The 13,618-nt window shown below is 64.1% G+C and carries 16 protein-coding genes; 3 read left to right on the forward strand and 13 right to left on the reverse strand.

Going from position 1 to position 13,618, the window contains the following annotated elements:
* Positions 1-50: 50 nt before the first annotated feature.
* Together nusA and LAN37_14685 are read right to left on the reverse strand one after the other, a co-directional pair.
* Positions 51-1,598, reverse strand: coding sequence for a transcription termination factor NusA (gene nusA, locus LAN37_14680; GenBank protein ID MBZ5648457.1), 1,548 nt, complete (start codon positions 1,596-1,598; stop codon positions 51-53).
* A 49-nt stretch (positions 1,599-1,647) separates the two neighbouring features.
* A complete protein-coding gene (locus tag LAN37_14685; protein MBZ5648458.1) occupies positions 1,648-2,151 on the reverse strand; it encodes a ribosome maturation factor RimP in 504 nt (167 codons plus the stop codon).
* A gap of 198 nt (positions 2,152-2,349) precedes the next feature.
* On the opposite strand from LAN37_14685, the gene guaB reads away from it, so the two are divergent.
* Together guaB and LAN37_14695 are read left to right on the forward strand one after the other, a co-directional pair.
* Entirely contained in the window at positions 2,350-3,858 is a 1,509-nt protein-coding gene (gene guaB, locus LAN37_14690; GenBank protein MBZ5648459.1) for an IMP dehydrogenase, read from the forward strand.
* A complete protein-coding gene (locus LAN37_14695) occupies positions 3,858-4,310 on the forward strand; it encodes a VanZ family protein (protein ID MBZ5648460.1) in 453 nt (150 codons plus the stop codon). The genes guaB and LAN37_14695 overlap by 1 nt, the downstream gene beginning before the upstream one ends.
* Before the next feature lie 23 nt (positions 4,311-4,333).
* Here LAN37_14695 and LAN37_14700 read toward each other — a convergent pair whose 3' ends face one another.
* The 4 genes from LAN37_14700 to LAN37_14715 are packed head-to-tail and all read right to left on the reverse strand — an operon-like array spanning position 4,334 to position 7,738.
* Positions 4,334-5,149: a TPM domain-containing protein gene (locus LAN37_14700; GenBank protein MBZ5648461.1), complete on the reverse strand. Its 816-nt coding sequence runs from the start codon at positions 5,147-5,149 to the stop codon at positions 4,334-4,336.
* Between the two features lie 29 nt (positions 5,150-5,178).
* Complete coding sequence (locus LAN37_14705) at positions 5,179-5,760, reverse strand: LemA family protein (protein ID MBZ5648462.1); 582 nt, start codon at positions 5,758-5,760, stop codon at positions 5,179-5,181.
* 17 nt (positions 5,761-5,777) lie between these two features.
* Positions 5,778-6,485: a hypothetical protein gene (locus LAN37_14710; protein MBZ5648463.1), complete on the reverse strand. Its 708-nt coding sequence runs from the start codon at positions 6,483-6,485 to the stop codon at positions 5,778-5,780.
* A gap of 56 nt (positions 6,486-6,541) precedes the next feature.
* Entirely contained in the window at positions 6,542-7,738 is a 1,197-nt protein-coding gene (locus LAN37_14715; protein MBZ5648464.1) for an MFS transporter, read from the reverse strand.
* A 156-nt stretch (positions 7,739-7,894) separates the two neighbouring features.
* On the opposite strand from LAN37_14715, the gene LAN37_14720 reads away from it, so the two are divergent.
* Entirely contained in the window at positions 7,895-9,910 is a 2,016-nt protein-coding gene (locus tag LAN37_14720) for a PEGA domain-containing protein (GenBank protein ID MBZ5648465.1), read from the forward strand.
* 109 nt (positions 9,911-10,019) lie between these two features.
* On the opposite strand, the gene rplQ is transcribed toward LAN37_14720, so the two are convergent.
* The 7 genes from rplQ to rpmJ (LAN37_14755) form a co-directional block, all read right to left on the reverse strand.
* Positions 10,020-10,520 carry a 50S ribosomal protein L17 gene (gene rplQ / locus LAN37_14725; protein ID MBZ5648466.1) on the reverse strand — a complete coding sequence of 167 codons (501 nt, stop codon included), beginning with the start codon at positions 10,518-10,520 and terminating at the stop codon, positions 10,020-10,022.
* Between the two features lie 97 nt (positions 10,521-10,617).
* Positions 10,618-11,646 (reverse strand): DNA-directed RNA polymerase subunit alpha, encoded by a 1,029-nt coding sequence (locus LAN37_14730; GenBank protein ID MBZ5648467.1) that lies wholly within the window; start codon positions 11,644-11,646, stop codon positions 10,618-10,620.
* A gap of 114 nt (positions 11,647-11,760) precedes the next feature.
* Positions 11,761-12,390: a 30S ribosomal protein S4 gene (gene rpsD / locus LAN37_14735; protein MBZ5648468.1), complete on the reverse strand. Its 630-nt coding sequence runs from the start codon at positions 12,388-12,390 to the stop codon at positions 11,761-11,763.
* 116 nt (positions 12,391-12,506) lie between these two features.
* Positions 12,507-12,950 (reverse strand): 30S ribosomal protein S11, encoded by a 444-nt coding sequence (gene rpsK, locus LAN37_14740; GenBank protein MBZ5648469.1) that lies wholly within the window; start codon positions 12,948-12,950, stop codon positions 12,507-12,509.
* A 15-nt stretch (positions 12,951-12,965) separates the two neighbouring features.
* The gene (rpsM, locus tag LAN37_14745) at positions 12,966-13,352 is read right to left on the reverse strand and encodes a 30S ribosomal protein S13 (protein ID MBZ5648470.1); all 387 of its coding nucleotides are present in this window, start codon (positions 13,350-13,352) and stop codon (positions 12,966-12,968) included.
* A 6-nt stretch (positions 13,353-13,358) separates the two neighbouring features.
* The gene (gene rpmJ, locus LAN37_14750; GenBank protein ID MBZ5648471.1) at positions 13,359-13,472 is read right to left on the reverse strand and encodes a 50S ribosomal protein L36; all 114 of its coding nucleotides are present in this window, start codon (positions 13,470-13,472) and stop codon (positions 13,359-13,361) included.
* Positions 13,473-13,548: 76 nt separating this feature from the next.
* Positions 13,549-13,590 (reverse strand): 50S ribosomal protein L36, encoded by a 42-nt coding sequence (gene rpmJ, locus LAN37_14755; protein MBZ5648472.1) that lies wholly within the window; start codon positions 13,588-13,590, stop codon positions 13,549-13,551.
* Positions 13,591-13,618: the final 28 nt, after the last annotated feature.

Genomic DNA, 13,618 nt, shown 5'->3' on the forward strand with positions numbered 1-13,618 from the left:
AGGACGCGAAAACTCGTGGCAGCGCGGGTCTTCGACCCGCGCCCCACACATTACGAATCCTGCTTTTCCGGCTCGGACTCGCCTGCCGGGGGCGCATCTTCCACGCCGCCTACGGTATCGGCCTCGACGGGCTCGCCCGCGACTTCCGGCGGAACTTCGGCGACGCTCAACACTTCCGTGCTCTCGCCTGCCGCAGCACCGGCGTCCGAGGCGGCCGCCTCGACTTCTTCGCCAGGCTGGTTGGGGAGCCGTTCTTCGTCGAGCGGAGCCTCGCCCGCACTTCCGGCGAGATCTCCCGGCTCGGCCGGGGCCGCTTCACCCGCTTCCAAGCTGGAAAAGTAATTATTGACCGCTATGCTGATTTTTTCCACCGTCTTCGGGCCGATGCCCGGGATTTCTTCCAGCTGCTCGGGCGTCATGTCGGCCAGGGCCTCGACCGTGGTCACACCCGCCGCGGTGAGCTTCTCGACCAGCCCCTCGCCCAGCTCGGTCACCCGGTCCAGCGGCGTGCTCGGCTGATTGACGAGCGCGGTCATCTGCAGCTCGACCTCCTGCCGCTTCTCCTCTTCGCTCTTGATGTCGATCTTCCACCCGAGGAGCTTGGCCGCCAGGCGCACGTTCTGGCCCTTCTTGCCGATGGCCAGCGAAAGCTGCGTGTCGTCCACGATCACTTCCAGGTGCTTCTCCGCCTGGTCCACGATGGAGACGCGGCTCACCTTCGCCGGCTGCAACGCCTTTTCCGCGAAGGTGACGGCGTCCTCATGGAACTCGATGATGTCGATCTTCTCGCCGCGCAGCTCGCGGATGATGGACTGCACCCGCATGCCTTTCATGCCCACGCACGCGCCCACCGAGTCCACGTCCTTGTCCTTCGACATGACCGCGATCTTGGTGCGCTCGCCGGCCTCGCGCGCGATGGCGCGGATGACCACCGTCCCGTCGTAGATCTCCGGGACTTCCGTCTGGAAGAGGTGCTGCACCAGCTCCGGGGCGGCGCGCGACACGATGACTTGCGGGCCCTTCGCCGACTTCTCGACGCGGGAGATGACCACGCGGATGCGCTCGCCCACGGCGAACGACTCCAGCCGCGATTGCTCCTTGCGCGGCATGCGCGCTTCCGTCTTGCCCAGCTCGAAGATCACGTCCGGGCCTTCGACGCGCTTCACGGTCGCAGTCACGATCTCGGCAACGCGTCCGATGTAGTCGTTGTAGACGGTGTCGCGCTCGGCCTCGCGCACCTTCTGGAAGATCACCTGCTTCGCCAATTGCGCCGCGATGCGTCCCAGCACGTCGGTGGGCTTGTAGAAGCGCACCTCGCCGCCGAGCTGCGCGTTGGCGTCCACCTTGCGCGCATCGTCCAGCGTGATCTGCAAATTGGGGTCTTCCACCTGCTCCGGAGCCTCGACCACCGTCTTCACCGCGAAAGCGGTGATCTGGCCGGTCTCCTTGTTCAGCTCCGCGCGCAGGTTCTCCTGCGACTTGTAGAATTTGCGCGTGGCGACGACGATGGCGTCTTCCACCGCATTCACCACGATCTGGGGGTCGATCCCCTTGTCGCGGCTCAGGCCTTCGATCTGTTGGTACAGCAAACTAGCCATAGCGATTCCGGTAGAGACGCAGCGGGCTGCGCCTCGGTCACGTCTTGATCTAAATCTCTGGTACCAGGTTGGCTTTCTCTACGTTCGCCAACTCGATCTCTACTTGCTTGTGTGGGACAGCCGCCCTTGGCTGTCCTCTCCGTTCTTTCCTGCCGGGCTCCACCGCCACGGTCAGCTTGCCCTCGCGGAAGCTCTCCAGCCGGCCCTCAAAGAACCGGTTGCCGTCGATCGGCTCCCGTGTCTGCAGCTTGACCCGGCTCCCGGTGAAGCGCTCGTAATCCGCGGCCTTGGTCAGTCTCCGGTCCAGGCCGGGCGACGAGACCTCCAGGGTGTAAGAGCCACCTGGCACCGCATCCTCGACGTCCAGGATCGTGCCCACTTCCCGGCTCACCGACTCGCAATCCTGGTGGGTGACGCCCCCGGGCTTGTCGATAAAGATGCGCAGCATGCGCGCTTTGCCGCCGCCCCGAAACTCCACGTCCACCACTTCCAGGCCGCTGGACACTGCCACCCGTTCCACGATCGCCCGGACATGCTCCAGGTCCAACGCCATCTCTTACCAGCCGTGCTGACTCCCGACTGCCGGGTCAAATAAAAAGTGGGCTCTCGCCCACTGATGTGTTCCGACACAGCAGTAACAATTCCTTATGATACGCCCAACGTTTCCAAAAGACAAACACCCCGGCGGGGTGGCCGAGGCGCGCGGGAAGCGGGTACAATGACAAATTATCCCCTTGCGCGAGTGTGAGCGATGATCCATTTCCCGGTGCCTGAGGCACTTACCTTCGATGACGTGTTGCTGCTTCCCGCCAAGTCGGACGTCGTTCCGGCCACGGTAAGCACCTCGACCCGGCTCTCCCGCAACATCACGCTCAACATCCCGATCATCAGCGCGGCCATGGACACGGTCACCGAGTCCCGCCTGGCGATCGCCCTGGCGCAGCAGGGGGGCATCGGCATCGTGCATCGCAACCTCTCCATCGAGGAGCAAGCCAGCGAGGTGGACAAGGTCAAGCGCTCCGAGAGCGGCATGATCGTGGACCCGATCACCATGTCGCCCGACGACAAGATCTCCGACGCGCTAGAAGTGATGCGCCAGTACCGCATCTCCGGCGTGCCCATCACCAAGAACAAGAAGCTGGTCGGCATCCTCACGAACCGCGACCTGCGCTTCGAGACCCGCACCGACATCCCCATCAGCAAGGTGATGACCAAAGAGAACCTCATCACCGTGCCCGTCGGCACCACGCTCGAAGATGCGGAGAAGATCCTGCATACGCACCGCGTCGAGAAATTGCTGGTGGTGGACAAGAACTACACGCTCAAGGGCCTGATCACGGTCAAGGACATCCAGAAGAAACTGAAGTACCCGAGCGCGGCCAAGGACTCGCACGGTCGGTTGCGCGTAGGCGCGGCCGTCGGAGCCACCGGCGACTTCCTGGAGCGGGCCCAGGAACTGGTGAAATCCAAGGCCGACATCCTGTGCGTGGACAGCGCGCACGGGCATTCCACCCGCGTCATCGAGGCCATCAAGGCGATCAAGGCGAAGCTGCCCGAGGTCGAGATCATCGCCGGCAACGTGGGCACCTTCGATGCCGCCTGCGAACTGGTGCGCTCCGGCGCCGACGCCATCAAGGTCGGAGTCGGTCCCGGCTCCATCTGTACCACCCGCATCGTCACCGGCGCCGGGGTGCCGCAGATCACCGCCATCGCCGAAGCCTACCGCGCCACCAAGGAAGCCAACGTCCCCGTCGTGGCCGACGGCGGCATCAAGTACTCGGGCGACATCACCAAGGCGCTGGCCGCCGGCGCCGGTTCGGTCATGATCGGGTCGCTCCTAGCCGGCACCGACGAGAGCCCGGGCGAAACTATCCTCTACCAGGGCCGCTCCTTCAAGTCCTACCGCGGCATGGGCTCGTTGTCCGCGATGTCGGCGGGGTCCAGCGAGCGCTACGCGCAATCCGTCGAGGGCGACAGCGACGAGTCCGCGCTGGCGGTCGAGGAGACCGACGGCAACCGCCTTGCCAAACTGGTGCCGGAAGGTATCGAGGGACGCGTCCCCTACAAGGGCACGCTGGCGGTGATGGTGTACCAGTTGGTCGGCGGCCTGCGCTCCGGCATGGGCTACTGCGGCGCCACCAGCATCGCCGACCTCCAGCAGAAGGCGCGTTTTGTGCGCATCAGCGGCGCCGGCCTGCGCGAGAGCCACGTGCACGACGTCATCATCACCCGCGAGGCGCCGAACTACCGGCTCGAATAGTGGCCCGCACCTTCGCCCGCTACTGGCTTCCCGCAATCGCATGGACGTGCGTCGTTCTTCTCGCTTCCTCGGACACTTTCTCCGCGCAGAACACCGGCAGCATCCTGGAAGCGGTCGTCACGACGCTCTTCGGCCGCATCGACCCGCAGACGTTTGAATTCGCTCATTTCCTGGTGCGCAAAAGCGCGCACCTCACCGAGTACGCCATCCTGAGCTTGGTCTGGTTCCGCGCCTGGCGCGGCGGCCAACCGGGATTTCAGTGGCGTTGGGGAATGCTCGGCGTTGCGGTCGCCCTGGCCACAGCCGTCACCGACGAGGTGCACCAGAGCTTCGTTCCCTCACGCAGCGGCGAGGTGCGCGACGTCCTGCTCGATCTGACCGGCGCACTCGCCGCGCAGCTCATCCTCTGGTATTTGCTCTCCCGCCGCGGCCGCGTCCGATCTGCAACTTGAAATCTTCAATCTGAAATCGCAAATCACCAGCCTCCCCCCGCGCCGCCACCGCCTGACATGCCCCCGCCGAATCCGCCGAACCCTCCACCGCCGCCGCCGAATCCGCCACCCGACCAGCCGCCGCTGCTTCCGCCGCCCATCCAGAAACCGCCGGTCGACGGAAAGAACCACCCGCGGCCCGGGGGCGGACGCTTGCCGGTGAAAACGAAGACGAGCAACCGCCAGAGCGCACGCAGAATCGCCGCCACGATCGAAAAAGCGATGACGAAGGCGGCGAGGATGAGAAAGACATAGAAATTGCCGTCGCTGCGGAAGCCGCTACCGGGCTGAAGCGTCGGTGCCGGGGCCGGTAGCGATAGCCGGGGCAGGGTCACGCCGCGGTCCTGCGCGATCACGCTGGCGATGCGTTGGCTCAACAGAAGCACGCCCCCGTTGTAGTCGCCGCCCCGGAGGAACGGCACCATCTCGCGGCCGAAGCCGCCCACCTTGCCGTCCGGCAGGATCGGTTCCAGCCCGTAGCCGACCTCAACGTAGTACTTGTGGTCGTTCACCGCCAGCAGGATGAGGACTCCGCGATTGTCCTTGTGGCCGACTCCCCACTTGGCGAAGAGCTTGTTGGCAAAATCCGACGCTTCCAACCCATCGAGCGAGTGGATGGTGACGACGGCGATCTGCGCGTCGGCCTTTTCGTCGATCAGCAAGCAAAGCTGGTGGATGTCGGACGAGGTGCGGCCGTCGAGTACGCCCGCGAAGTCGTTGACGTAGCCCTTCGGATTGAGCTTGCTCATCTGCTCGGCCGCGGCGGTCGCCACGAGCGCGGCCGCAAGCAGGCAGACCACTACAATCCGGCGATGACGACGCACTGAAATCAACCTTTAGGTCCCGGGAACTGCACCTTGGGCGCCTCACGGCTGGCCGGAGCAGCCTCGAAATAGGCGTCATTGCGGCTGAAGCCCGCAAAGCCGGCGACCAGGTTGTTGGGGAACAGGCCGATGTAGGTGTTGTAGTCCTTGAGGGCCTCGTTGTAGCGGCGGCGCTCGACGGCAATGCGGTTCTCCGTCCCCGCCAGCTCGTCCTGGAGGCGCAGGAAGTTCTCGTTCGATTTCAACTGCGGATAGTTTTCCACCACCAGCAGCAGGCGGCCGAGGGCGCCGTCAAGTTGCTGGTTGGCGGCGATGCGGTCGGGCGGCGTTTTGGCGTTGAGCAGGGCGGAGCGCGCCCGCGCGATCTCGCCGAAGACGCTCTGTTCCTGCGCCGCGATGCCCTTCACCGTCTCCACCAGGTTGGGGATCAGGTCGGCGCGCCGCTGGATCACCACATCCACCTGCGACCAGGCGGCATTGATGGTCTCTTTCTTGCGCACCATCTCGTTGCGCCGGTCCACGTACATGCCGAACACCAGCACCGCGACGAGTGCGAGAACCACGATGACGATCAGAATACTTTTCATTTGTTTCCTTTCACTCCTCAAGCCGCCAGGATGCGATCCACTTCGTCCACCACGCGGGTGACGGTATCAAGATAGCCGCGCGCCACGGAGACCACATCGAGGTCGGCTTTCTTCCCTTCGCGGACTTCCAGCACTCGGTGAAATGCCGAGACCTCGACCTTCAGACGGTCGGCCAGCCGGTCGAGCACGGCGTGTCTCTGCGGCGGCACCGGCTCTCCGAGCGCGATCAAGGTGTGCCGGAAGAGCGTCATGAAGGACGAAATCGACTCGGTCATAAGGCGCAGCAGTTCTTTGGACTTCCCCTCCACTGCCAGGTAGGCCTGCCGGAAGCGGATCAATTTCGTCCTCAGCTCGTGCTCCAGTTGGATGCGGTGCAGGTTCATGGGCACATCCAGCCCAGAGAAACAGTCTTCCCCGAACAGCACCTTGTGGCTGGCCTTGATGTCCAGCAATTCGATGGCGAAGACGTCCGCCGAGCGGCGCAGCTCATCCATCGTGAATACCAGCACGGCCGGCTGGCCCTTCCCGGTCCACCACGCCGCCACTGGGCGCAGCGCCTCCAGCGCGGCGCCGTCCAGCCGTTCCAGAATACAGAGCACGTTCAGATCGGAGTGTTTCTCCTCGAAGTGTCCGCTGGCCGCCGAGCCGTAGAGCACCACGCATTCCAGGTTGGCTCCAGAAGCTCCTCTGAGCTTCGCGACCAGATCGTTCAGTTCCTTCTCCATGGGATTCTCTCTGGCAGGGTCATCCGATGACGTCCCAAATCTTAAATCCGCAAGCCTCAATCCGGGACCTGAATTCGATCGTCCTCCGGGGTCTTCCTCGAGCCGGCCAGCAACATTATCGCAGCCATCACCGCCAGCGCGGCGGAGATCGAGAACGGCAGGCGCGCGCCGAAGTGTTTCCACAGCTCTCCGGTGGCGATGCTGGAAATCAGGGTGGCGATGCTGGTGGTGAAGTAGAAAATGCCGAAGGCGCGCCCGCGGGATCCGGGCGGGACCTGGTCCACCACCAGCGCTCGCAGCACCGGGCTGGTCAGGGCATAGTAGAGGCCGTAGAACGACATCATCGCCCATAGCGCGGCGCGCGACGGCGCAGCCGCTAAGACGCCGTAAACGATGGCGAATACGGCGTATCCCGCGGCGGCCAGCGCGTGGCGCGAGACGCGGTCGCTCAGGTGTCCCGCGGGCCACGACGCGGCCGTATAGGTGACGTTGAAGACCAGACCGAGCAGCGGAGCGTAACGCGCCGCGATGCCCACTTCCTGGGCGCGCAGTACCAGGAACATGTCGCTGGAGTTGCCGAGGGAGAACAGAGTCACCGCGGCCAGCATGAAATAGAAATGTCCGCTGAGGGGCAACGCGGGAGAGCGAGTTTTCGTAGCCGCGTGAGGATGTGGTTTTCCGGTCTCGCGCGCGCCGACAGTGACGATCGCGATGCTCAGAAGACCGGGAACTGCGGCCGCCCAGAAGACTCCGCGGAATCCGTAGTGGGTGACAATGAGCAGCGCCGCCAGCGGCCCGGCAATGGCGCCCGCAGAATCCATGGCCTGCAACAGGCCGAAGGCCGAACCGACGCGCTCCCTGGGCACGGACTCGGAGAGCATGACGTCGCGCGGCGCGCCGCGGATGCCCTTCGAGGTGCGGTCGCCGAAGCGGATGAGCAGCACGTGCCACCACGAGGTGGCCACGGCGAGCACCGGCTTGAGCACGTTGGCCAGGGTATAGCCGAAGACCACCAGTGGCTTGCGGCGGGTGAGGCGGTCGGTCAGCAGCCCGGACCACAGTTTCCCCATGGAGGCGACGCTCTCCGCCATCCCCTCGATGATGCCGAGTTGCGCCGGCCCCGCTCCGATCGAGGCCAGGAATGCGGGCAGGATCCAGTAGGCCATCTCCGTGGCCGTGTCGTTGAAGAACGAGGTGGCGCCGAAGACATAGACGTTGCGCCGCTTGCCTGCCTGTTCGCCCCCCTGGTCCATGCAGACTTTGTATCACGGAAACCCGGCAGTACATGGCCTGCCGGTACGTCTCTCCCGAGGGACATTCCCCGACGTAATGATTGCCCTGGAAGCAAAGCGCAGTAGCATGAACTTGCGTGAACCCTCCCCCTGAACGCGGTGCACGAGGAATGACTTATGGCGACAGCTGACCTGCTTCAGGACTCCCTAAGCGGATCCACCCCAACGCGCATCGGGCGCTTCGTTCTCGACTCGGAACTGGGCCGGGGACGCATGGGCGCGGTGTACAAGGCCACCGACTCGGTGACAGGACAGACGGTGGCGATCCGCATCGTCCAACTGTTTCGCTTCAGCACCGAGCCGGACGTAGCACGCGTCCGCCTGCGCAACACGGCGCGCGTCGCCAGCGGGCTGGAGTGTCCCAACATCGTCAGCGTGTTCGGCGGGGGCGACCAGGCAGAGATGTTCTATCTGACGCTGGAATACGTGCCCGGGACGACGCTGCGGCAGCGGCTGCTCCAGGGCGAGAAGTTCAGCGTCTCCGAATTCCTGGACGTCGCACGCCAACTGTGCGCCGGACTCGACCACGCGCACGCACGCAAGATCTTCCACGGGAACCTGGTACCGTGGAACCTGATCTTCGAGAACGACGGAACGCTGAAGATCATGGATTTCGGCCTGGCGCGAAACCTGGTGGCGAGCGACTCCCGCGACGACTCCGACTACGTTGCCTATCTTTCTCCGGAACAGCTGCGCGGCCAGGCGATCGACGGGCGCTCCGATCTGTTCAGCGCAGCCTGCATACTCTACGAGATGCTGGCGGGACGTAAGGCGTTCGGGGGCGGCTCGCGCGAACAGATCGCGCAGAACGTTCTCGATGGCTTCGCGCCACCGGCGCATGAGTCGAGCATCATGATCCACCCGGGCCTGAGCGCGGTGCTGGCCAAGGCGCTGGCGAAGGACCCCGGCGACCGATACCAGAGAGGCGCGGACCTGATCCGCGAACTGGAGAACTACAAGTCCTTCGGCGCGGTGCGGCCGCCCGTCGCCGAGAAACCGGTTGTGGTCGCGCCCAAGCCGGCCCCGCCGGCCGCGAAGAAGCCGGCGCCGCCCGCGCCTGCGCCGATCGTGATAACCGCAGCAGCGCCGGAACCGCCCAAGGTGGTTCGGCAACCCGAGGCGAAGCCGGTCGCCGCAAAGCCTATGGCCGCCCCTGCGACGGCCGCAAAACCGAGCCCGAACCGGCCGCTGATGCTGCTGGCTGGCGCGGCCGCGGTGATCTTCCTCCTGATCGGAGTGGGTATGTGGATGACACGTGCGCGGCAGGACAATCCGTCTCGCACGCTGAGCGCTGAGAGTGTCCCAGGGGCAGAGGCTCCGGCGGAATCCGCGCCGGCCGCGCCGCGCGCGGCCGCTCCTCGCACCACGCCGGCGAGACCAGCGCAGCCCAAACCGAGAGTGACTGCGGCGCCGCTGATCGCGGCGGCTCCGGTGACTGGCGATCTCATCGTCTCTTCGACGCCCGCCGGTGCGATGGTGCAGATCGACGGCGGCAGCAGTGAATCCGCCCCATTCACCAAGAACTCAGTTCCTGTCGGCCCGCACACGGTCACCTTCACCAAGGCGGGCTATATGTCCGAGTCCCGCAATGTCGCCGTGATCGCGGGCGGCAAGGCGTTCGTCGCGGTGACGCTGCAACCGCAGGGGGCGTTCGTGGCGGTGACGAGCACGCCCGCCGGGGCAGCGATCCTGGTGGATGGCAAGGAAACCGGCCAGGTCACCCCCGCGAAGCTGACGCTGGGCGACGGCATGCACTCGATCACCGTTCGCAAGGACGGATACCTTGCGCAATCGGCATCCCCCACGCTGGCGCGGGGCCAGGAGTTCCACTTCTCGCCCGAGCTACCAGCTGCGGGCACCACCTCCGACATCCGGACGGTGGGCAAATTCAAGCGCATGTTCGGCAGCGGCGGACAGGAGATGGGAATGGTCGAAGTAAAGACCTCTCCCAAGGGCGCGGAGGTGACGGTGAATGGCCAGGCCGTGCCCAAGGCGACACCCGTGGCCTTCATGCTCAATCCCGGCAATTACGAAGTCCAGGTCCACATGAGCGGCTATCGGCCGGCGAAGAGGGTGATCGCGGTGGATAAGGGCGGGCAGGTAAAGGTCGAGGAACAGCTGACGAAAAATTGATCCTTGCTGTGCTCAGGATGGGCCGCGCGAATCTTACCCCGCGCGGCCTGATTTTTTTGCACAAAAGAAGGGCGCGGCCGAGGGAGGCCGCGCCACAACTTCGTTGATGTTATTCCTTGGTTTCGCCGCCTTCACCGGCCGCGCCGGTGTCGGAAGCGCCTTCCCGCTTCTGGGCCTCTTCCATCGCCTTGCGAGTCTCTTCGGCTTTCTTGGCGCGGGATTCGGCACGCTTCTCGCGCTTGGCGGCCAAGACTTTCTCGCTGCCCAGCAGCTCGATGAAGGCCTTTTCGCCGCCGTCGCCGCGGCGGAAGCTGGTGCGGATGATGCGGGTGAAGCCGCCTTCACGGTCGCCGAATCGGGAAGCGATGTCGAAGAGCTTGTCCACGGCGGCGCGCGTCATCAGAAACGACGCAGCCTGGCGGCGCGCGGGGACGTCGCCGCGCTTGCCCAGGGTGATCATCTTCTCGACGTGCGGGCGCATGGCCTTGGCCTTGGGGACCGTGGTCTCAATGCGCTCGTCGAGGATGAGCGAGGTCACCAGGTTGCGCAGTAAGGCGCGACGGTGACTGGTGTTTCGTCCGAGTTTCCAACCTGCAACACGATGACGCATGGCGTTGAATCCTATCGAGCCATCTGGCAATGTGCCATTTGGCCAAGTTCTCTATCGTTGCCGTCGGCGGCCGTTGTCGGCCGCCCTGCCGGGCCTTCTAGTACTGGTCGGGGCGGTACGCGCCCACGGCCGAGTTCTGCGCCTGGGTCGAGGCCACGGCGTTGCCGTGCTCGTCGATCTTCATTCCCAGACCCAGACCCATGGAGGCCAGGATCTCCTTGATCTCGTTCAGCGACTTGCGCCCGAAGTTCTTGGTTTTCAGCATCTCGGCCTCGGTCTTCTGGACCAGCTCGCCGATGGTCTGAATGTTGGCGTTTTTCAGGCAGTTGTAGCTGCGCACAGAGAGCTCGAGCTCCTCGACGGAACGGTTGAGGTTCTCGTTGCGGATCTCGGGCTTGCGGTCGTCGGTCGCGGTGGTCGCCTCAACCTCTTCTTCGAAGTTGATGAAGATGCTCATGTGGTCCTTGAGCAGCTTGGCGGCCAGGCCGATGGAGTCCGCCGGCGTGACCGAACCGTTGGTCCAGACTTCGAGCGTGAGCTTGTCGTAGTCGGTGATCTGGCCGAGACGGGCCGCTTCGACGGTGTAGTTGCATTTGCGCACCGGCGAGTGCACCGAGTCGATGGGGATGTAACCGATGCCCAGGTCCTCGTCGAAGTTCTTGTCGGCCGAGATGTATCCGCGGCCGCGCTTGAGGCGCATCTCCATATCGAGCTTGCCGCCCTCGCTGATGGTGGAGATGTACACGTCCTTGTCCAGGATCTCGACGTCGGCGTCAGCCTCGATCATGCCGGAGGTGACCACGCCCGGCTGGTCGGAGCGCAGATAGATGGTCTTCGGGCCCTCCCCGTTGAGCTTGAAGGGGATCTGCTTGAGGTTGAGGATGATGTCGGTCGCGTCTTCGACCACGCCAGGGATGGACTGGAATTCGTGGAGTACGCCCTCGATCTTGACGGCGGTGACCGCGGCGCCCTCGATGGACGAAAGCAGCACGCGGCGCAGAGCATTGCCGATGGTGGTGCCGAAGCCGCGCTCAAAGGGTTGCGCCGAGAACTTGCCGTACCGTTCGGTGAGGGTCTCGGTGTCAGACGAGAGGCGCTTGGGTTTCTGGAAACCTTTCCAAAGCATGTTTACCTATTCTCCTTCCGGCCCTGCTGCTCAAGGTCAATTCCGCCGGCCCATTGGGCGGGATCTTCGTGACCAAGGCTGATCGGGCTCGAAAAGCTGGGCCTGCGTTAAGCCTTACTTCGAATACAGCTCGACGATGAGCTGCTCGTTGACGGGCAGGTTGATGTCTTCGCGCTTCGGCAGCGCGGTGATGCGTCCCTTGTTGTTGTCGCGATCGATCTCGAGCCAGGCGGCGACCGGCTGGTGGCTGGTCATCTCCTTCGAGGTCTGGATGACGACCAGATCCTTGCTCTTCTCGCGTACCGTGACCTCGTCTCCCACGCTCACCTGGAACGAGGGGATGTTCACCTTGCGTCCGTTGACGGCAACGTGGCCGTGGCGGACGAGCTGGCGGGCCTGGCGTCGCGAGACCGCAAATCCGAGGCGATACACTACGTTGTCCAGACGGCGTTCGAGCTGCTGGAGCAGCGCTTCGCCGGTCACGCCCTTGGCACGCGCAGCCTTCTCGAAGTAGTTGCGGAACTGCTTCTCGAGGGTGAAGTAGATGCGCTTCGCCTTCTGCTTCTCGCGGAGCTGGAGACCGTAGCCGACGATCTTGGCCCTGCGGTCCTTCCCGTGCTGGCCGGGAGCGAAATTACGCTTCTCGATGGGACATTTCTCGGAGAAGCATTTCGGTCCCTTGAGGAACAGCTTCATGCCTTCGCGGCGGCAAAGGCGGCAAACTGCGTCTTTATAACGGGCCAATTCTTTTTCTCCTTACAGTTATTCTGGGTCGATCGGTTTACGGGCGTTGGCGGCCTTTCTTCCCGATCCGAATTCAAGTTTCGAAATGCGAAGCTTGAAACGTGAAACCTCGAAACCTACACTCTCCGGCGTTTCGGCGGACGGCAGCCGTTGTGCGGGATGGGCGTGACGTCCTTGATGGACTTCACGTCAATGCCGGCGGCGGCCAGCGCGCGGATGGCCGACTCGCGGCCCGAGCCGGGGCCGCTGACACGAACCTCCACGCTGCGCAGGCCGTGCTCGCGCGCCATGTTGGCGGCGTTCATCGCGGCCTGCTGCGCCGCGAAGGGCGTGCCCTTGCGGCTCCCTCGGAAGCCCAGCGAGCCCGAGCTTTTCCAGGACAGCACGCGACCGTCCATGTCGGAGATGGTCACGATGGTGTTGTTGAACGACGCCTGGACGTGCGCGATGCCGTGAGGAACGCTCTTGCGTTCCTTCTTCTTGAACTGCTTGCGCTTGCCTTTTTTCGCCGGCGCTTCCGTGCCGGTGGCGGCGGCTGCTGCTGCTTGTGGTTTCGCCATTTTCTCTCGTCCTTCTTAGGTCTTGGCCGCGGACTTCTTTTTCGCGGCGACGGTGCCCCGGCGCGGGCCCTTGCGGGTGCGCGCGTTGGTGTGCGTGCGCTGGCCGCGAACCGGCAGGTTGCGCCGGTGCCGCCCGCCACGATAGGAGTTGATCTCGATCAGCCGCTTGATGTGCATCGAGGTGTCCTTGCGCAGATCGCCCTCGACGTTGCCTTCCGCCTCGATGACCTGGCGGATGCGGTTGACCTCGTCCTCGTTCAGGTCCTGGACCTTCTTCATCGGGTCCACCTTCGCCGTTTCGACGATGCGGTCGGCGCGCGGGTGTCCGATGCCGTAGATATACGTCAGCGCGATGTTCACGTGCTTGTTACGGGGAAGATCGACGCCTGCAATTCGTGCCATATCTGTTTACCCCTGCCGCTGCTTATGCTTTGAGTTTTCGCAGATCACCCGCACCACGCCTTTGCGGTGGATGACCTTGCACTTGTCGCAAATCTTCTTTACTGATGCTCGAACCTTCATGTCTTTGCCCTTTTGAGATCCTTCGCCCTTCGGGCTCAGGATGACCGCGGCGGGCTCAGACGCCCGCCAAACGCGGTCACTTGTCGCAAATCTTTTTGACCGATGCTCTAACCTTCATGTCAGTTCTCAGTTGTCAGTTCTCAGAG

The organism is Terriglobia bacterium, assembly GCA_020073495.1.
In the GTDB taxonomy this organism is placed as follows: Bacteria; Acidobacteriota; Terriglobia; order Terriglobales; family Acidobacteriaceae; genus JAIQFD01.